The sequence below is a fragment of the Neorhizobium galegae genome, from assembly GCF_017877055.1.
In the GTDB taxonomy this organism is placed as follows: domain Bacteria; phylum Pseudomonadota; class Alphaproteobacteria; order Rhizobiales; family Rhizobiaceae; genus Neorhizobium; species Neorhizobium galegae_D.
The window spans coordinates 15,497-32,849 of the sequence record NZ_JAGIPG010000004.1; the positions used below are offsets into that span (position 1 = coordinate 15,497).

Consider the following 17,353-nt stretch of genomic DNA (forward strand, 5'->3'; position numbering starts at 1 on the left):
CGGCGCGGTGACGATGGGATTTGGCGCTACATCATCGACAATCCCTTCGGAACGCAGCGCCGCGACGCATTGTGAGGGCGGTTGCAATACCGTTTGAAGGATCTGATTTTCGTCAGACCGTAGCGCGCGAGGGTTTTGGCGCATGAATAATTTTCTGTCCGAGCCAAAACGTGATGTTCTCTTTTCCAGTGCCGGGAGAAACTGGAATTCGCTTGAAGCGGACCTCGTCCAGATCCCCGCCGGCCAAGCGCAGGCACAGAGTGGGGAACTGCACGTCCTCGGTATGCACTTCGGACCGCCCGTTAATGCGGACTGTCTGGTAGGCGGCTCGCGGAGACGGGGGGTGCAGAAACCCGGCGACATTGATTTCATCCCGGCCGGCGTAGACGGCATCTGGGAGGATGATGCTGCCTGCCAGATCCTGCGACTGACTTTGCGCCCCACATTGATCGATCAAGTCGCGCAGGAGCTTCGACGAGATATCCATAAAATCGATCTCGTCCCCCGGCTTCAACTGCGTGATGCTCGTATAGAAGCGATCGGCTGGGCCATAAAGGCCGATCTGGAAGCAGATACGCCCTCCGATCCGCTTTACATCGATCTTCTGGCGAACGCATTGGCTGTTCGTTTGATCGAGATCGCCACATTAGGGAAAGCACGGACCCACGCCGAAAGCGGCCCCAAAATGTCTACGCGGCAGTTGAGGATACTCATTGAGTTCATCGAAACCAATCTCGATCAGAAGCTCCATCTTGCCGATCTGGCTTCCGTGGCCGGGGTCAGTTCCACGCGGCTCAAGTCTCTGTTCCGCAACAGCACCGGAACACCCGTGCATCAGTATGTTATCCGCCGCAGGGTCGAATATGCACGTGCGCTGATCGCCACCACGACGATGCCTGCCAGTCAGATTGCACTTGCTGCTGGTTTCGCTCATCAGAGCCACATGGCGACGACAATGCGCCGCCTTCTTGGTCAGACCCCTGGTGAAATCGGGCGCCCAACCGCTTGATCCCCCCGCTTCTCGATCCGCAGGGCGTCGGGATCGTCAAATATGACCGAAACTGCAAAGGTCTGTCTGAATCTGTGCGATCCCGGTTCTCTGTTTCCTTAGTTCGTGGCCGACGGCCGAGCGCGAAGACCGCTACGCGTCGACCTTCGATATCATCAACCACTGACCGTTTCGGCGCTGGAGAACGGCTATTTGCCGTTCTCGTGTAATATCCGAACAGTCTCAGGTTTACATCTGGTAAGATCGACCGCCCCGCGCCCGAAATCTGACTGAATTTGCAAAGCCCCGGCTGATTATGTGCGAAACGCGACAGCCGGTTTCTTAAGGCTGGTGTCCCACATTAAGGAGACTAGCATGTTCGCAATTATCGGAGCCGCGGGCAACGTCGGCTATTCAACTTCAAAAGCGCTGCGTGACGCGGGCGTCCCTGTCAGGGCGATCCTTCACGATGCGGCAAAGGCGGCACGGCTCAGCGAGATCGGATGTGAGATTTCTGTGGCGGACCTTCAGGACTCCGCAGCGCTCGCCAGCGCGATCGGCGACGCAGACGCCGTACAGGTCATCCTGCCCTTGCGACCCCAAGCGGCAGACCCTGCCGAAGATATGTGCCGATCGGCCGAAAGCACTGTCGCGGCTCTCACTCAGACGCGTACTAAGCAAGTTCTGGCGATTTCTGACTATGGCGCTCACGTCGCCGACGACATCGGCATGCCGAGCGTCTTTCATGAGTTCGAGGCGGGGCTACGCGGGCTTCAAAGCCATATACTGATCCTGCGATCAGCCGAGCATATGCACAACTGGGCACGCGGCATCCCCGATGCCATCCAATCGGGCGTGCTACCGTCCTTCCAGGACCCGGTTGACATGGAGCAGCCGACGATCTCCGCGCGGGACCTCGGCGTGATCGCCGCAAATCTGTTGCTGTTACCGGAATGGGAGAAACCGCTTTCGATTATCCATGCGGAGGGGCCACGCCGGTATAGCGCCGCTGACGTGGCGACGGCGCTGAGCGAGCTGTCGTGCAAGACAGTCCGTGCGCGGCCTGTTCCTCGGTCGCAGTGGGAAGGAATCTTCGCGAAAGGTATGTCTGCGAGTCTGGCGGACCTTCTCATCAAATCGAACGACGCCAAGAACAAGGGCGGGCTGGTCGACGTTGAGCCAAACGCCGGGGAGGTTCGCCACGGACCGACGGAATTGGTGGACGCTCTCCGGCCATTCATTCCGAAAGCATGATCGCGTCGCCCGAGCAGGTGGACAGAGATCGCCTCTGACCACCCGCTTCAGGGATAAGATCATGACGCGGTCAGAACAAGGTTAGTGCGAAATCGTACGTTTAGCCGAGGAAGTGATGTTCGAGATCGATATTCGTTCCCAAAACTGGTCCTAAAAGCATTTCACCCTAAAACTTCATATTCAGTACAGGCGACAAACCACGGAAAATATAGACGAATTTGATTGGCGTACGATTTCGCACTAATCTTGTTCTGCCCCCTTCAACCGGGAAGGCGCAAAAATCTCGCAGGGCCTCATCCAGAACTGGTGGCGCCAGGGCATGATTGGCGGTGCCAAGGCCCATTATGATGGGATCAAGGTCTTCTCGGAAACTGATCAGACCGAGGACCTGAAGAAGATTTCGGTGCCGACGCTCGTCCTGCATGGCGACGACGACCAGATCGTTCCCGTCAAGGCTTCCGCAAATCTTGCCGTGAAGTTGCTGAAGAATGGGACCTTGAAGGTCTATCCGGGCTACCCGCACGGCATGCTTGCGACCAATCCTGATGTCCTGAACGCGGATATGCTGGCATTCATCCAGAGCTAAATCAGGCTTCAAGGAGGGAGGTTCGCCACATGCGACCTCCCTCCTGATAACGGCGTCAAGACCTGGCTTGAAATCCACTTCAAGCTTCATCGAAACTCCTAATTCAATACGACCCCCCGACATCGCTGCTTTGCCGAACCTCGTGGATCAAGTCGACAAGCCGGCGGAGCTTCGCTGGAATATTGCGTCTTCCAGGATAGTAGACACATAAGCCGGGATAGGGCGGGGTCCAGTCAGAAAGCACCTGCTCCAGCTTGCCCGCAGCAAGATCGTCTGCGACTTGCCATTCGTTCAGATAGGCGAGTCCGGCTCCATCACGGGCGGCCCGGAGCATCAGGTCGCTATCGTCGAGGACGAGCTTGCCTGGAACGTCGAGCGCAAAGCTCTCGCCTCGCCGCTCGAACTCCCAGCGATAGATGGTACCACTCGCCATACGGGCGCGGATGCACATGTGGTGCTGAAGATCCGCCGGGGCCTTTGGCGTTCCATGCCTCCGAAGATACTCGACCGAACCGACGATGGCAGGACGAATGCTGTCGCCGATCGGGACGACCACCATGTCAGGAGGAACGGCCTCCCGGATCCTGATCCCGGCGTCGAAGCCCCTGGCGTTGACGTCGACCAGCGCCCCTTCGGTGACGATCTCCACCGCCATCTGCGGGTTCCGTCGCATATATTCCAGGATAAGCGGTGTCAGGATCATCCGTGTGGCCCCGACGGATGTATTGATCCGCAAGGCGCCCGTGGCTTCTGCCCGATGTTCATCGACATGCTCGACGGCGCTGCGGATCGCCTCCAGCGCCGGGCCAACGCCTGCCACGAACTGCTCGCCCGCCGCTGAAAGGACGACGCTACGCGTCGAGCGGTTGAACAGCCTCACTCCCATGCGAGTCTCGAGTGCAGCGATCTGCTGGCTGAGCGACGACGACGAGATCCCAAGTTCTCGAGCTGCCGCCCGGAACCCGCCCTGTGAAGAGACGGCAAGGACAGCCTCCAGTTCAGCAAGTGAGCCGCGCATCATTGTCCGTAATCTCCTAACAGGCTGAGCATCTTTGAATAGCTTATCAGGACAGTCCCGAAATGCCAGTTATGGCTGGACAGCTAAAAGGAGTTTGAGATGCGCAACATCGACAAGATTTATATCAACGGAAGCTTCGTCACACCGAGGGGATCGGAGACTGCTGACCTCCATAATCCATCCACGGAGGAGAAAATCGGCACGGTAAGCCTTGGCGGCATGGAAGATGCGCGTGAGGCTGTCGCCGCCGCGAAACGCGCCTTCCCCGCGTTCTCACGAACAACAAAAGCCGAGCGTATCGAGATGCTTAAGCGTTTGAGCGCAGCCGTCGCCGCGCGCGTCTCCGATCTGACGGAAGCAATGGCGCTTGAATACGGCGCTCCGCAAACCTTCACACGGTTCGCCATCCCGCATGCAGCTTCAAGCTTCCTGGCGATGGCGGATGTCCTCGAGGACTATGAGTTCGAGCGCCGTATCGGCCGTGCGCGGGTGGTAATGCAGCCCTCCGGCGTCGCCGCCGCCATCACCCCGTGGAACAGCAATATCGGCTTCATCACCTCGAAGCTCGCAACCGCCATCGCCGCCGGCTCAACCATCGTCATGAAGCCGAGCGAGATGAGTGCGATACAGACGCAGATCCTCACCGAGTGTCTTCATGAAGCGGGTTTGCCGAAGGGCGTGTTCAACATCGTGAACGGTTTTGGCAATGTCGTCGGCGCGGAATTCAGCCGGCATCCGGACATCGCGAAGGTGACCTTCACAGGTTCCACGGCGGTCGGCAGGGAAATCCTGCGAAGTGGTGCCGACACCTTCAAGCGCGTCACGCTGGAACTTGGCGGCAAGGGACCGAACATCATTCTCGACGATGCCGATTTGGATGCGACTATTCCCGCCGTACTGCGGATGGGGTTCATCAACAGCGGCCAGGCCTGCATCGCCGGCACCCGCATCCTGGCTCCCGCCTATCGGCTCGACGAGGTCCTGGCCAGGCTGAAGCGGGAGATCGAGACGTTCAAGGTCGGCGCCCCCGACGATCCGGACGCGATGATCGGACCGATGGTCAGCCGCAAGCAGTACGACCGCGTCCAGTCCTATATCGAGTTGGGGACGCGGGAGGGCGCCAACCTCCTGATGGGCGGCCTGGGCCGGCCGGCCGGACTGGATCGTGGCTGGTTCACGAAGCCGACCATATTCTCTGACGTCAACAACCAGATGCGCATCGCGCGTGAAGAAATCTTCGGCCCGGTTCTGACGGTGATCGCCTATCGCGACGAGGACGAGGCCATATCCATCGCCAACGACACCCCGTATGGACTTCAGGCCTATCTGCATGGCACCGACGCCTCGCGGATGCAGGCGCTTGCGGATCGGCTCGACAGCGGACGCGTCGTGATCAACGGTGCACCCCATGAACCTCTCGCTCCATTCGGCGGGTTCAAGCAGTCGGGCATCGGCCGCGAATACGGCGTGTTTGGCCTGGAGGCATTTCTGGAGCCAAAGGCTATCATTGCTTGATTATAGCCACGACGAGCGGAGCTTGAACTCCGCCCGTCACCCGCTCCCCAATCTGACCAGAACCTTACCGACAGCTTTCCCGCTCTCCTGCAACTCGTGCGCATCGGCCACTGCGTCGAGGGCATACGTCTTCGCGATCCGCGGAGCATATGCCCCTGACGCGGCGCAGGCCGAAACCTCATCGGCCGCCTGCCGCATCGCTGCCTCCGGCATGCTATAGACGTAGACGAAACGGAACGAGAAGCCGCCCAGCAGCGCCGGGAAGAACGGGATTGTCAGCCTGGCCTGCGGAGATTCCGTCGAGTAGGCCGAGACGGCGCCGTCGCGGGCCAGACAGGAGACCGCTACGTCGATGTTGGCGGAGATATCGACGTCGACGATACGGTCGACGCCATGGCCGTCAGTCGCCGACCGCACGGTCTGCGAGACGTCCTCCTCGTGCCTGTTGACGACAAGATCGGCCCCCGCCGCACGCGCGACCTCCGCCTGTTCCTCACGGCTCACCGTCGCCGCCACCCATGCCCCCGCCCACTTCGCAAGAAGGATCGCCGCATTGCCGACGGCGCCTGCTCCACCTTGAACGAGAACCCGCTTGCCGCGCAGGTCTCCGTCGGCGAACAGGCAGCGATGCGCGGTCATCGCAGGGACGCCGAGCGCCGCTCCGATCTCGAAGGATACGTTGTCGACCAACCTTACGGCCTTCACGGAGGGCACGACGACGAATTCCGCCGCGGTCCCGAATGCCCGACCCCATTGGCCCATGTAGATCCAGACGCGCTCGCCGATGCGCGTCTCGGGGATGCCGGGGCCGACGGCGTCGATGACGCCCGCTCCGTCCTGATGCGGTACGATCAGAGGGAACGGCATGGCCTTGCCGCCAAATCTGGTTCGCGTCTTGATGTCGGAAGGATTGATGCCGGAGGCGACCACTCTCACCCGGACTTCTCCCGCGCCGGGTTGCGTATCGGGTAGGTCTCCCACTCTCAGCACCGCCCTGGCAGTTCCTTGTCGTTCGTAAAAAGCAGCTCGCATTATGCACCTCGTAAATAACTGCCTCCAACTAGGCGCGACGCATGCAAGCTTGCAAGTAGGCAACAGTTCTGCCTATAGGGATAGAAAGTACACTATTGGAGAGCGTGATGACCGCTGGCCAGAAATGCCCCGTCGAGACCACCGTCGATGTCACGGGAGGAAAGTGGAAGCCGATGATCATTTACCGGCTGCTGGGCGGACCGCGCCGGTTCGGTGAGCTGCGCCGGCTGGTCGGCGACCCGAGCCAGCGCTCGCTGACGATGCAGCTCCGCGAGCTCGAAGCCGACGGCATCGTCGCCCGAGAAGTCTTCGCCGAAGTCCCTCCGCGCGTGGAGTATTCGCTCACACCGTTCGGGCAGACGCTCGCGCCCGTGCTGATGGCTATGCGCGACTGGGGTGTTGCGTTCCAGGAGCGGCGTTCGGCGACACAGTTCGAGGGTTTTTTGCGTTAGGTAGCGCTAGCGTTTGCGGAAAACCTCTCGACAAAGAAGTCGATCAGAACCCTGACCTTGCGGGACACGTGCGATCCCGGCGGCCGCACAATGTAGACGCCAATCTCCGGCAAGCCATATTCGGCCATGATCGGCACGAGGCTGCCGGCGGTTACGTAGCTTTGCGCGATCACCACCGGCAGAGCGGCAACGCCAAGCCCGGCCGCCGTGCCCTCGGCGATCCCAACGGCACTGTCCGCCTTGAACCGCCCCTGAGCGTTGACGACGACCGTCCGGCTACCGTCGGACACCTTCCAGCTTTCGGTGCCCTGCAGGACGGCCTGATGTTCGCGCAGGTCCGAAGGCTTTTGTGGGACGCCGTGGATACGCAGGTATTCCGGATTGGCGAACAGGCCTGCTGCGAAGGCGCCGATCTTGCGCGCCGTCAGGTTCGAATCCTGCAGATACCCGACCCGGATGCCGCAGTCGAAACCCTCTGCGACAAGGTCGACGTATCGGTCGCTGTAATGCGCGTGAAGCTGCAGCAGCGGATGGCGGCGGGCGAGCTCGGCCAGCGCCGGTGCGAAGTGTCCCGGACCAAAGGATGAGGGAACGGCCACCCGCAGGCGGCCCCGCAAATCCCCGGTCGGCAGCATCTCTTCGCGCGCGACGTCCATTTCCAGACACATGCGGGCGGCGTGCTCGCGGAAGGAAGCGCCCGCTTCCGTCAGTGATGCTCCTCTGGTCGTGCGCGCCAGAAGCTGGACGCCGAGCTCGCCCTCGAGGCGGACGAGCCGTCGGCTGACGATCGACTTCGGCAGTCCCAGACGCCGCGCGGCGACCGTGATGCCACCGCCGTCCGCCACCTCAACGAAGGTCTGCATGTCCTCGAAGCTGATCATTCCCGCGTTCCATTTTTCGTTGCACAGAGTGGTCGACTGTAGAGCTACCGTGCCGTCTATCGCAACGCTAAATTCCAATCATCGAGCGGACCGAAATCCAACCCGACAGCCGCCGACAACGCAAAAAGGAACACGACAATGCATAAAGACGTCTTCACCCCAGAGAATTCCGCCATGCTGCTGATCGACCATCAGATCGGCACGATGGCCTGGACCCACTCGCACGATATCAACCTGGTCAAGCAGAACGCACTCAAGCTCGCCCGGATCGCCAAAGCCGCCAACATCCCGACGATCCTGACCTCCAGCATGGAAGACCAGATCCAGGGGCCGCTGCTGCCGGAGCTGGAAGCCATCCTGCCGGAAGCGTTCGAAGCCCGCGTCAAGCGTCCCGGCATCGTCAACGCCATGCACCATGACGGCTTCAACCAAGCCGTCAAGGCGACCGGCCGCAAGAAGCTGTTCGTCGCCGGCGTGACAACGGAAATCTGCGTCACCTTCCCAGTCCTCCAGATGCTCGACGAAGGCTACGAGGTGCAGGTCTCGGCCGACGCCTCCGCCTCTTACACCAAATACGGCGACGACATCGCATTGCGGCGCATGGAAAAGGCCGGCGCGATCATCACCACCGTCGATCAGATCATCTCCGAACTCGCCGTCGACTGGACGAGCCCGCTCGGCCAGAAGCTCGTCGGCATCTTGAACTACCACTGAAAACTGAAAGCGCTGCGTTCGGCGCGGGCGACTGTCGCCCGCGCCCGAGATCGAAGGAAACAGTCCAATGACCATCATTAAAATCCCTGCAGGACGTATGCGCGGCAACATCGGCCAGGGTTTCGACGTCGAGATCATGTATCCGGGGCTGTCACTGACACCCGACGACAGCGGGATCGGTCCCATCGGCAGGATCGACCGCGCCCAGGTTCAGCCGGGCCATCTCATAGGCATGCACCCGCACAAGGACGACGAAATCCTCACCTATATACGCGGCGGCGAGATGCTGCACCGCGACACCGTCGGAAATGAGAAGAGGCTCGACAACACCCACTTCATGATGATGAACGCGGGACACACTTTCCAGCACGAGGAACTGATGCTCGGGGACAATCCGGTGCGGGCTCTGCAGATATTTCTCCGACCGAACGCCGCCGACCTCGAACCTGTCGTGCAGTTTCATGAGTTCCCTGAAGAAAACAGCGTCGATAGCTGGCGGCTGATCGCCGGACCGCACAAGGCGCCGCTGTTGGTACGATCCGATGTCCGAGTCTTCGATGCCCGCATCCGCAACGACGTTCAGCTGCGCTTGCCGATAACGGATACGGGACGCAATATGCTGCTCTACGTCTATAGCGGAAAGATCACCTTGGGCGACCAGGTCGTCTCGGAAGGCGAAAGCCTGTTCTTAACCGGGTTTGATAAGCATCCGACGGCATTAGTTGCGTCCGACGTCATGTTATTTTCGTTCGATCCCAAGGCGGAAGTCTACCGCGGCGGCGTGTTCAGCGGGAACCAGAGACAGTCCGCAACTAACCCTCTTGGCCGGTAATACCTGCTGATCCTACCACGACGTGGGCCATAGTCAGGAGTAAAAGTAACTTTCGCTCTTGAACCAATTCGAACTTCTGACGCGTGATTAAGCGGACTGCATGCTCAGTCCTGCCGACCAGCTTAGCTGGGAAAAAATATAGCTAACTGCGGACTCCCGTGAGGTTATCCGCAGCCTCCGACACTCCACGACGCGCTCGCCCAGCTTCATCGTAGCTCACGAAGGCGCTTGGGAAACAGCTAATCAGACTGGCATGCGGTTGGTTCGCCGGGCCATACCGCGCTCCAGCGACGTAAAATCGGAGTGAGTGGCAACCGGGCCATTACTTCATTCTCCCGCATGTACCGCTACTTGACAGCATAGCATTTTTATTATTGGATACAATTATGATTTCGGATACTGAAAAGACTCAGTCGGAAGCGGCGACCGACAAGATTAGGACGCTTATCCTGAGTGGGACATATCGTCCCGGTCAGCCACTTAGGCAGGAAGCCTTATCGGGACACTTGAGTATCAGTCGCACTCCTCTCCGGCACGCGCTTCAGTCACTCGCCGAGGAAGGGTTAGTCGAGGCGGTCGGCTTCAAGGGAGCACGTGTTGCACAACCTGATCCGCAAATGGTGCGCGATCTGTTTGATATGCGCCTTCTGCTGGAACCGCTTGCACTCAAGTCTGCGCTTGAGCATCACACAAAGCTTGATTTCGCCAAGGCAGAGATGGCGCTCGATGCAGCTGACGCAGAACGCGACCTCTACAAGCTCTCCCAGTTGAATTGGGAATTCCATCATGCACTCTACCATCCCTCAGGCCGGCGAACGCTCATGAGGACCATCGAGCATCTCAACAGGGCATCTGCTTTTGCGGAAACGATTGCGAAGTCCATCGTTGTCCGATCGGAGAAATCGGCTGCCGAGCATCGCGAACTGCTGCAGGCCTGCCGCAACGCGGATGCGGACGACGCAATTGACCGCCTGACGGAGCATCTCCGGCTAGCCTATCGCGACATTCAGAACACGGAGTACTGACTGTGCCGGTCATCAACAGGATCGCAGAATTCCATGACGAGATGAGCAAGTGGCGGCGTCATCTTCATGCCAATCCAGAACTTTCCTACCAAGAGCATCAAACAGCAAAGTTCGTCGCTGACAAACTTCGGTCCTTCGGGATCGAGGTCAGCGAAGGCATTGGCGGAACCGGCGTCGTTGGCGTCCTGTACGGGGGTCGAAGAGGCGAACGCTCCATCGGTCTTCGCGCCGACATGGACGCGCTCGCTATCGGGGAGCGCAACGATTTTGGACACCGTTCGAGGAACGGCGGGGTCATGCACGCTTGCGGGCACGATGGGCATACAGCCATGCTGCTGGGTGCCGCACACTATCTTGCCGAAACCCGCAATTTTTCGGGCCGCGTTGTTTTCATCTTTCAGCCGGCTGAGGAAATGGGAGGCGCGGATGGCGGGGCGGCTCGAATGATCCGCGAAGGATTGTTCAAAACCTTTCGATGCGACGAGATATACGGCTTGCATAATTGGCCGGGAATGGACGTCGGAACCTTCGCGGTTAAGGCCGGCCCGATGATGGCGTCGGGCGATAGCTTTGAGATAGAGGTGTTGTCCAAGGGCATGCACGCAGCGCAACCACACAAGGGCGCTGATGTTGTTCTGACGGCCGGTCATATCCTCGTCGCGCTTCAGCAAATTGCCGCGCGAAACACTGATCCACTCGACGCCCTTGTCGTTAGCGCGACGCAGATCCATGGTGGGGACGCTTACAACGTCTTGCCGAACACAGTCACCATTCGAGGCACGGTGAGAGCTTTCTCTCCCCGAGCACGCGCGGCAGCGGAACCGGCGCTTCGCCGCGTCGTCGAAGGTATAGCGTTGTCGACAGGTGCCCATTGCAAGGTGTCGTATGCTCAGCAATATCCGACCCTCGTTAACTCCGAGCCCACAGCGCGAGCGGCCGAAGCTGCAGGTTTATCGGTATTCACCAAGGTCGAGACAAACCCGCCGCAGACGATGATTGTGGAGGACTTTGCCTTCATGCTTGAAGACCGGCCCGGATGCTACGGGTGGATCGGAAATGGCCCGGATGATAATGGCCGGATCCTTCACAGCGCGTGGTTTGACTTCAATGACGAGGCTCTGCCTTTTGGGGCTTCTTACTTCGCCGCAGTCGTTGAACAGCAACTGCAATGATAACCCGCGTGCGCACCCGCTCCTCAGCGTCCTGAAAGCTACCCAAGCCGCCGCTATGGCAGGCGCTCGCAAAGAGAGTGCGTCACGAAGCAGTTCCAGATGCGAGGACCTTCATGCGAACAGTCAAAACAGACACTCTCGAAATTGCTTATTTTGAACACGGCTCGCCCGAAGGTTGGCCTGTGTTGCTGAGCCATGGGTTTCCGTACGACATACACGCCTATGACGAGGTTGCACCTCGCCTGGCGGAAGCGGGAGCCCGGGTGATTGTCCCGTATCTACGAGGCTTTGGCCCCACTCGCTTCCTATCAGGCTCCACAATGCGAAGCGGCCAGCAGGCTGCTCTCGGCAAGGATGTTATCAACTTGCTCGACGCCCTTGGCATCGAGAAGGCCATTCTCGCCGGCTATGACTGGGGTGGCCTTGCTTCATGCGTTGCATCGGCACTGTGGCCTGATCGAGTGGCCGGCCTGGTCTCCTATGCGGGCTACGACGTTATCGACGTGAAGCGGCTGGGCCATGCCTACCAGCCCAGCCTGGAACAGGCTGTCTGGTACCAACATCTGTTCCAGCACGAGCGCGGCCGCGAGTGCTTGGCTCTCCACCGCCGCGATTTGTGCAGGATCCTCTGGAAGCAGTGGTCGCCGACCTGGGCGTTTGACGACGCGACGTTTGACCGCACAGCGGCCTCTTTCGACAATCCGGACTTCGTCGATGTCGTCATCCACTCCTATCGCTTCGACTTCGGGAACGCAGCGGGAGATCCCGCTCTGGCTGATCTGGAAACGCGGTTGGCCGAAAAGCCACCCATAACCGTTCCCGCGATCACTATCGACGGGACGCAAGATCCGTTAAAGCCCGGCGGAACGGCTGATCATGCCCCGATGTTCAAAGCACGACACGAGCATCGAGTGGTCGGGTGCGGACATAATCTGCCCTGGGAGGCGCCACATGATTTCGCCGACGCTATAACAACAGTTCAAGGTTGGTGCGGTTTCGCGTCCTAGAGGCCGCAATCGGTTCGTCGGACTTGGAGCAGCACCGATTGCCGATCCGTGGGCGTGGCGCTCCTTTCGTATCCGTCTAGAGGCCGGGCCACATTCCACCGTCAAGCCGCAGATTTGCCCCAGTGATATAGCTCGCACGCGGGCTTGCGAGGAAGGCGACGGCATCGGCGATTTCATCCACTGTCCCAACTCGCCTTATCGGCACCTGCGCGAACATTGGCAGTGCGACCCTTTCGACTTCGGGCCATGGCGCATCCGGCGCAAGCCCTCGCGTAAGGGCCGCCTTGCGGAAAGCCTCATCTAGACTGGCGCTGGCGTAAGGCTTCGGCATCCCGTTTAGACCTGCTACCCGATTTCGGCTCGCTACCTCAGCACTCCAGTCGCCAACGCCCTTTGAATGCCGCGGACGTCCGTGCCTTTCTTCAGAGTCTTGGCTATTGGGGTGCTGGAGCCGGAAACCCAAATCTTGAGTTCAGAATCGAGATCGAACGTTCCAGCCGTTTCAACTGAGAAGCGGGTGATCGCCTTGTATGGAATTGAGGTGTAGTCGACTTTGCTACCGGTCAAGCCCTGGATGTCGACAAGAATGATGCGGGACTGAGTGAAGACAAAGAAATCGCGAATTACCTTGAAGGCCAGTTGCGGCGTTTCGCCGTCGATCAAAACGCCGTCTAGACGGCGCTTCAGATCATTGGGGTCTACCGTCGATCCATGCCCGAGAAGGCCGTCAAAGATACCCATGTCGCTATCCCCCGTTCCTTTGCGGAAGATAGGGTGAAGAGCGTCTGTGGCAAGCACTCCCAGAGCCAGCCTTCTCGTGTTGCAAACGTGTTGCATGGACTTAATTGCAACACCTAGATCACCGTTGAAATCATTGGGAATCTTTTGCAACACGGGTGCAACACGATGAAAAGCGCAACTGCGCCAAGCGCTTGATTTCCTTTAGGAAAATGGTGCCCGGAGGCGGATTTGAACCACCGACACGCGGATTTTCAATCCGCTGCTCTACCAACTGAGCTATCCGGGCATCGAGGCCTATGAAGCCTTCCGGTCGGGACCGGCGGGGGCGTTTCCCCCGGAGCGAGCGGGGTTATAACATCTTGTTCGGCCATGTCCAGCGCCGGAACCCACTTTTTTGACAGGTTTGCGAAAATCGCGATTTCCTGAACAAAAACAGTCACCCGCTTGTCCGCTTCTCGGTTGTCCGGCTCAGTCGTCCGAGCCGTCGGCCTTGGTCTCGTCGTCCGAAACCGGAATCGCGTAGGAGCCCTTCAGCCAGCGCGACAGGTCGAGCGTGCGGCAGCGATCGGAGCAGAAGGGGTAGTTGTCGCGCGAGGACGGCTTGCCGCATTCCGGGCAGGGCCTCGTCTTCCTGAGCGGCTCGACCTTGCCGCCGGTCTTGATGGGTTCGGATGCCATCGTTGGACACTCCTATTCTTGGGGGCATGAAATGGCGCTTCAGCGGGCGAGGAGGCGCCTGAGGAAGCGGATGGAGACATGCATGTTGGCGGCTCTTTGCCTCAATGCCCTGCCAGGCCTTGTCAGCCCTCTGGCCAGGCCGCCGCGACGTCGAAGCCTTCGCCCGCCAAAAGCCCGGTCACCTCGAAAAGCGGCAGGCCGACGACATTGCTGTAGGAGCCGACGAGTTTCTGGACGAAGGATCCGGCAATGCCCTGGATCGCGTAGGCGCCCGCCTTGCCGCGCCACTGCCCCGACGCGATGTAGTTTTCGATCTCGCGGGTGGAAAGCCGCTTGAAGCGAACCTTGGTCTGGACCACCTTCTGGCGGAACTGGCCGCCGGGGGTGATCAGGCAGATGCCGGTATAGACCCAGTGGCCGCGCCCGGAGAGCAGGTGCAGGGCGGACGAGGCTTCTTGCGTATATTCGGTCTTTTCGAGAATGCGGCGGCCGACGGCGACCACCGTGTCGGCCGACAGGATATAGCTGTGCCGCCAGGCCGGATCGTTTCTGATGGCGTTAAGCGCCGCTTCGGCCTTTTCGGTTGACAGCCTTCGGGCAAGCGAACGCGGATGTTCGGATTTCTTCGGCGTCTCGTCGATATCCATCGGCATCAGCCGCGCCGGCGTAATACCGGCCTGGTTGAGGAGGTCGAGGCGGCGCGGAGAACCGGAGGCCAGTATCAGCTTTTGTTCCAGCGCCATGAGAGCCCGCCGCGAATGATAAGGTTACTTGAAGCGGTAGGTGATGCGGCCCTTGGTCAGATCGTAGGGCGTCATTTCGACGAGCACCTTGTCGCCGGCGAGAACGCGGATGCGGTTCTTGCGCATGCGGCCGGCGGTGTGGGCAATGATTTCGTGTTCGTTTTCGAGCTTCACGCGGAATGTCGCGTTGGGCAGGAGTTCGGTCACGACGCCCGGGAATTCGAGGACTTCTTCTTTAGCCATCTATAGGTTTTCTTCCTGTGTTGGGTTTGGGCCGGCAAAGCTTGTTTTCGCCCGCCCGGAAATTTGCGCGGAAACTACACAATCATGTCCGCTTTGTGAACCTAGCTTGAGCGCTATTCTCAATGTCGTTTCAACCGGCCTGCGTGGAGCGTCGAGGCGGGCCGTTTCAGGCCGTCTCGGCCGGATGCCGGCTGATGCCGGAAAGGCGCTCGTCGATCAACTTCCAGAGATGGTCGCGAACCTCGCGATAGGCATCCAGCATCTGGTCGCGGGTGCCCGTTGCAGCGGTCGGGTCCATGGTCGGCCAGTAGACCACGTCCACCGCGTTTGAACGGGTCAGTTCCAGTGCGGCATGGTGGGCTTCCGGCGTCAGCGTGACGATCAGGTCGAAAAAATCGTCCTCGAGTTCCTCCAGCGTACGCGGCTGGTGGCGGCCGATCGAAAGCCCGACCTCCTCCAGGACTGCATCCACGAAAGGATCCCGCTCGCCGGAGCGCACCCCCGCCGACTGGACGTAGATATCGGGTGGCAGCAGCCGCTTTGCAATGGCTTCCGCCATCGGCGAACGGATGACGTTGAAGCCACACATGAAAAGAATGGCGCCTGGTTTTTTGGCCTTCGTCTCGGGGGCGGGCATTGCCTCCATGCTCAGCCGCGCCAGTAGAGCACGCAGACCAGCGTGAAAAGCCGCCGGGCAGTATCGAAATCAACGCGGATCTTGCCGTCGAGGCGGTCCATCAGCGTCTGCGAGCCCTCGTTATGGACGCCGCGCCGGCCCATGTCGATTGCCTCGATGCGGCTCGGGGTCGAGGAGCGGATCGCCTCGTAGTAGCTTTCGCAGATCATGAAATAATCCTTGATGATCCGCCGGAAGGGGGTCAGCGACAGGATATGGGTCGCGACCTGCTCGTCCTTGTCCGTGGTGATGCCGAGCACCAGCTTGCTGTCGACGAGCGAAAGTTTCAGCTTGTAGGGGCCGCCGGCATGGCCGAGTGGCTCGAAGGAGTTTTCCTCGACGAGATCGAAGATGGCGACCGCCCGCTCATGTTCCACATCGGGCGTGGAGCGCCCGATCGAGTCGTCCAGAACGACGTCGTAGAGCCGGTAGACCGCCCGCCCCATCCGTCAGCCCTCGTCGTCGAGGGGCAAGCCGTTGAGGCGGATCGCGACGGAGCGTGCATGGGCATCGAGCCCCTCGGAATGGGCAAGCGTGATCGCCGCCGGCGCCAGCTGGCGGAGCTGATCCGGGCCGAGGCGCAGGATCGAGGTGCGCTTGACGAAGTCGAGAACCGAAAGGCCGGAGGAGAACCGGGCCGAGCGCGCCGTCGGCAGCACGTGGTTGGAGCCACCGACATAATCGCCGATCACTTCCGGCGTATGGCGGCCGATGAAGATCGCGCCGGCGTTGCGGATGCCGGGCAGCAGCGCGTCGGGATCGGCAACGGCAAGCTCCAGGTGCTCGGCGGCGATACGGTTGGCGAGCGGCAAAGCCGCGTTCAGGTCCGGCACCAGGATGACGGCGCCGAAATCGCGCCAGCTGGCGGCAGCGGTTTCCGAGCGCGACAGGGTCTTCAGCTGCCGCTCGACGGCAGCCTCCACCGCGCGGCCTAGCCCGGCATTGTCGGTGACGAGGATCGACTGGGCGCCCGCATCGTGTTCGGCCTGGGCGAGCAGGTCGGCCGCCAGCCAGTCGGGATCGTTTTCACCGTCGGCGATGACCAGCACTTCCGAAGGACCGGCGATCATGTCGATGCCGACAGTGCCGAAGACATGCCGCTTGGCGGCCGCCACATAGGCATTGCCGGGGCCGACGATCTTGGCGACCGGGGCGATCGTCTCGGTGCCATAGGCGAGTGCCGCCACGGCCTGGGCACCGCCGATACGGTAGATCTCGGTGACGCCGGCGATGCGGGCGGCAGCGAGCACGGCCGGGTTGATCTTGCCGCCGTTGGCCGGCACGACCATGACCACGCGCGGCACGCCGGCAACCCTTGCCGGCACCGCATTCATCAGAACCGAGCTCGGGTAACTGGCGGTGCCGCCCGGAACATAAAGGCCGACCGCCTCGATTGCCGTCCAGCGCGAGCCGAGGCCGACGCCGATCGCGTCCTCGTAGATATCGTCCTTCGGCATCTGCCGGGCATGATGGCGCTCGATCCGTTCGGCGGCGAGGTTCAGGGCGTCGATGACCTTCCGGTCGGTCTCGGCGAAGGCCGCATCGATCTCGGCTTCGGTGACCTTGATCCCGACCTTGGCGAGGTCGATCCCGTCGAAACGGGCGGAATAATCAATCAGCGCCTGATCGCCGCGGGCGCGCACATCGTCGATGATGGCCCGCACCACCGTATTCACATCTTCCGAGACCTCCCGCTTGGTGGAGAGAAATGCGGAAAACTTCGCCTCAAAATCCTGCGACGCCTGATCCAGCCAGATTGCCAAGCGGATATTCCTTCCAACTCAAAAAACGATGTT

20 protein-coding genes, 1 tRNA gene and 1 pseudogene are annotated in these 17,353 nt (G+C 60.4%); 10 read left to right on the plus strand and 12 right to left on the minus strand.

Translation table 11 applies throughout. The annotated features are described in order from the left end of the window. Positions 1 to 142: 142 nt before the first annotated feature. The 3 genes and pseudogenes from J2857_RS23255 to J2857_RS23265 form a co-directional block, all read left to right on the plus strand. Positions 143 to 1,009, plus strand: a complete 867-nt coding sequence (locus J2857_RS23255) for a helix-turn-helix transcriptional regulator (RefSeq protein ID WP_210012492.1) — start codon at positions 143 to 145, stop codon at positions 1,007 to 1,009. A gap of 354 nt (positions 1,010 to 1,363) precedes the next feature. Beyond that, on the plus strand, positions 1,364 to 2,242 hold the full coding sequence (locus J2857_RS23260; RefSeq protein WP_210012493.1) for an NAD(P)H-binding protein: 879 nt from the start codon (positions 1,364 to 1,366) through the stop codon (positions 2,240 to 2,242). Positions 2,243 to 2,501: 259 nt separating this feature from the next. Beyond that, positions 2,502 to 2,828 (plus strand): annotated as a pseudogene (locus J2857_RS23265) (alpha/beta fold hydrolase); the annotation flags it as partial. 103 nt (positions 2,829 to 2,931) lie between these two features. Here the strand turns inward: J2857_RS23265 and J2857_RS23270 are convergent. After that, positions 2,932 to 3,846: a LysR family transcriptional regulator gene (locus J2857_RS23270; RefSeq protein ID WP_210013018.1), complete on the minus strand. Its 915-nt coding sequence runs from the start codon at positions 3,844 to 3,846 to the stop codon at positions 2,932 to 2,934. 99 nt (positions 3,847 to 3,945) lie between these two features. Between J2857_RS23270 and J2857_RS23275 the strand changes: the two genes are divergently transcribed. Beyond that, a complete protein-coding gene (locus J2857_RS23275; protein WP_210012494.1) occupies positions 3,946 to 5,361 on the plus strand; it encodes an aldehyde dehydrogenase family protein in 1,416 nt (471 codons plus the stop codon). 36 nt (positions 5,362 to 5,397) lie between these two features. Here the strand turns inward: J2857_RS23275 and J2857_RS23280 are convergent, their stop codons facing one another. Continuing rightward, positions 5,398 to 6,393 (minus strand): NADPH:quinone reductase, encoded by a 996-nt coding sequence (locus J2857_RS23280; protein ID WP_210012495.1) that lies wholly within the window; start codon positions 6,391 to 6,393, stop codon positions 5,398 to 5,400. A gap of 107 nt (positions 6,394 to 6,500) precedes the next feature. Between J2857_RS23280 and J2857_RS23285 the strand changes: the two genes are divergently transcribed. Further along, entirely contained in the window at positions 6,501 to 6,845 is a 345-nt protein-coding gene (locus J2857_RS23285) for a winged helix-turn-helix transcriptional regulator (protein WP_210012496.1), read from the plus strand. Here the strand turns inward: J2857_RS23285 and J2857_RS23290 are convergent. Next, the gene (locus tag J2857_RS23290; protein WP_210012497.1) at positions 6,842 to 7,726 is read right to left on the minus strand and encodes a LysR family transcriptional regulator; all 885 of its coding nucleotides are present in this window, start codon (positions 7,724 to 7,726) and stop codon (positions 6,842 to 6,844) included. The genes J2857_RS23285 and J2857_RS23290 overlap by 4 nt on opposite strands. 138 nt (positions 7,727 to 7,864) lie before the next feature. On the opposite strand from J2857_RS23290, the gene J2857_RS23295 reads away from it, so the two are divergent. The 5 genes from J2857_RS23295 (at position 7,865) to J2857_RS23315 (ending at position 12,476) form a co-directional block, all read left to right on the plus strand. Continuing rightward, positions 7,865 to 8,440 (plus strand): isochorismatase family protein, encoded by a 576-nt coding sequence (locus tag J2857_RS23295; RefSeq protein WP_145642388.1) that lies wholly within the window; start codon positions 7,865 to 7,867, stop codon positions 8,438 to 8,440. Between the two features lie 67 nt (positions 8,441 to 8,507). Further along, positions 8,508 to 9,272 carry a pirin family protein gene (locus J2857_RS23300; RefSeq protein WP_210012498.1) on the plus strand — a complete coding sequence of 255 codons (765 nt, stop codon included), beginning with the start codon at positions 8,508 to 8,510 and terminating at the stop codon, positions 9,270 to 9,272. A 386-nt stretch (positions 9,273 to 9,658) separates the two neighbouring features. After that, positions 9,659 to 10,297 (plus strand): GntR family transcriptional regulator, encoded by a 639-nt coding sequence (locus J2857_RS23305; protein ID WP_210012499.1) that lies wholly within the window; start codon positions 9,659 to 9,661, stop codon positions 10,295 to 10,297. 2 nt (positions 10,298 to 10,299) lie between these two features. Further along, positions 10,300 to 11,469, plus strand: coding sequence for an amidohydrolase (locus J2857_RS23310; protein ID WP_210012500.1), 1,170 nt, complete (start codon positions 10,300 to 10,302; stop codon positions 11,467 to 11,469). Positions 11,470 to 11,582: 113 nt separating this feature from the next. Continuing rightward, complete coding sequence (locus tag J2857_RS23315; RefSeq protein WP_210012501.1) at positions 11,583 to 12,476, plus strand: alpha/beta fold hydrolase; 894 nt, start codon at positions 11,583 to 11,585, stop codon at positions 12,474 to 12,476. 76 nt (positions 12,477 to 12,552) lie between these two features. Here J2857_RS23315 and J2857_RS23320 read toward each other — a convergent pair whose 3' ends face one another. From J2857_RS23320 to hisD, 9 genes are all read right to left on the minus strand, one after another. Next, positions 12,553 to 12,807, minus strand: a complete 255-nt coding sequence (locus J2857_RS23320; protein WP_210012502.1) for an SDR family oxidoreductase — start codon at positions 12,805 to 12,807, stop codon at positions 12,553 to 12,555. A 32-nt stretch (positions 12,808 to 12,839) separates the two neighbouring features. After that, positions 12,840 to 13,217, minus strand: coding sequence for a PH domain-containing protein (locus tag J2857_RS23325; protein WP_210012503.1), 378 nt, complete (start codon positions 13,215 to 13,217; stop codon positions 12,840 to 12,842). A 210-nt stretch (positions 13,218 to 13,427) separates the two neighbouring features. Next, a tRNA-Phe gene (locus J2857_RS23330) sits at positions 13,428 to 13,503 on the minus strand. A 182-nt stretch (positions 13,504 to 13,685) separates the two neighbouring features. After that, entirely contained in the window at positions 13,686 to 13,895 is a 210-nt protein-coding gene (gene yacG / locus J2857_RS23335) for a DNA gyrase inhibitor YacG (protein WP_210012504.1), read from the minus strand. A gap of 122 nt (positions 13,896 to 14,017) precedes the next feature. Further along, positions 14,018 to 14,638, minus strand: coding sequence for a Maf-like protein (locus J2857_RS23340; protein WP_210012505.1), 621 nt, complete (start codon positions 14,636 to 14,638; stop codon positions 14,018 to 14,020). A 24-nt stretch (positions 14,639 to 14,662) separates the two neighbouring features. Then, positions 14,663 to 14,881, minus strand: coding sequence for a translation initiation factor IF-1 (gene infA / locus J2857_RS23345; protein ID WP_004435948.1), 219 nt, complete (start codon positions 14,879 to 14,881; stop codon positions 14,663 to 14,665). Positions 14,882 to 15,047: 166 nt separating this feature from the next. After that, positions 15,048 to 15,527 carry a low molecular weight phosphatase family protein gene (locus J2857_RS23350; RefSeq protein ID WP_210012506.1) on the minus strand — a complete coding sequence of 160 codons (480 nt, stop codon included), beginning with the start codon at positions 15,525 to 15,527 and terminating at the stop codon, positions 15,048 to 15,050. A gap of 2 nt (positions 15,528 to 15,529) precedes the next feature. Next, positions 15,530 to 16,003 (minus strand): UPF0262 family protein, encoded by a 474-nt coding sequence (locus J2857_RS23355; protein WP_210012507.1) that lies wholly within the window; start codon positions 16,001 to 16,003, stop codon positions 15,530 to 15,532. A gap of 3 nt (positions 16,004 to 16,006) precedes the next feature. Beyond that, positions 16,007 to 17,320 (minus strand): histidinol dehydrogenase, encoded by a 1,314-nt coding sequence (gene hisD, locus J2857_RS23360; RefSeq protein WP_210012508.1) that lies wholly within the window; start codon positions 17,318 to 17,320, stop codon positions 16,007 to 16,009. Positions 17,321 to 17,353: the final 33 nt, after the last annotated feature.

Bases quoted from the DNA above. Each gene is read 5' to 3' on its own strand.
- J2857_RS23255 (WP_210012492.1), top strand. From the start codon at position 143: ATGAATAATTTTCTGTCCGAGCCAAAACGTGATGTTCTCTTTTCCAGT.
- J2857_RS23260 (WP_210012493.1), top strand. From the start codon at position 1,364: ATGTTCGCAATTATCGGAGCCGCGGGCAACGTCGGCTATTCAACTTCA.
- J2857_RS23270 (WP_210013018.1), bottom strand. From the start codon at position 3,846: ATGCGCGGCTCACTTGCTGAACTGGAGGCTGTCCTTGCCGTCTCTTCA.
- J2857_RS23275 (WP_210012494.1), top strand. From the start codon at position 3,946: ATGCGCAACATCGACAAGATTTATATCAACGGAAGCTTCGTCACACCG.
- J2857_RS23280 (WP_210012495.1), bottom strand. From the start codon at position 6,393: ATGCGAGCTGCTTTTTACGAACGACAAGGAACTGCCAGGGCGGTGCTG.
- J2857_RS23285 (WP_210012496.1), top strand. From the start codon at position 6,501: ATGACCGCTGGCCAGAAATGCCCCGTCGAGACCACCGTCGATGTCACG.
- J2857_RS23290 (WP_210012497.1), bottom strand. From the start codon at position 7,726: ATGATCAGCTTCGAGGACATGCAGACCTTCGTTGAGGTGGCGGACGGC.
- J2857_RS23295 (WP_145642388.1), top strand. From the start codon at position 7,865: ATGCATAAAGACGTCTTCACCCCAGAGAATTCCGCCATGCTGCTGATC.
- J2857_RS23300 (WP_210012498.1), top strand. From the start codon at position 8,508: ATGACCATCATTAAAATCCCTGCAGGACGTATGCGCGGCAACATCGGC.
- J2857_RS23305 (WP_210012499.1), top strand. From the start codon at position 9,659: ATGATTTCGGATACTGAAAAGACTCAGTCGGAAGCGGCGACCGACAAG.
- J2857_RS23315 (WP_210012501.1), top strand. From the start codon at position 11,583: ATGCGAACAGTCAAAACAGACACTCTCGAAATTGCTTATTTTGAACAC.
- J2857_RS23320 (WP_210012502.1), bottom strand. From the start codon at position 12,807: ATGCCGAAGCCTTACGCCAGCGCCAGTCTAGATGAGGCTTTCCGCAAG.
- J2857_RS23325 (WP_210012503.1), bottom strand. From the start codon at position 13,217: ATGGGTATCTTTGACGGCCTTCTCGGGCATGGATCGACGGTAGACCCC.
- yacG (WP_210012504.1), bottom strand. From the start codon at position 13,895: ATGGCATCCGAACCCATCAAGACCGGCGGCAAGGTCGAGCCGCTCAGG.
- J2857_RS23340 (WP_210012505.1), bottom strand. From the start codon at position 14,638: ATGGCGCTGGAACAAAAGCTGATACTGGCCTCCGGTTCTCCGCGCCGC.
- infA (WP_004435948.1), bottom strand. From the start codon at position 14,881: ATGGCTAAAGAAGAAGTCCTCGAATTCCCGGGCGTCGTGACCGAACTC.
- J2857_RS23350 (WP_210012506.1), bottom strand. From the start codon at position 15,527: ATGGAGGCAATGCCCGCCCCCGAGACGAAGGCCAAAAAACCAGGCGCC.
- J2857_RS23355 (WP_210012507.1), bottom strand. From the start codon at position 16,003: ATGGGGCGGGCGGTCTACCGGCTCTACGACGTCGTTCTGGACGACTCG.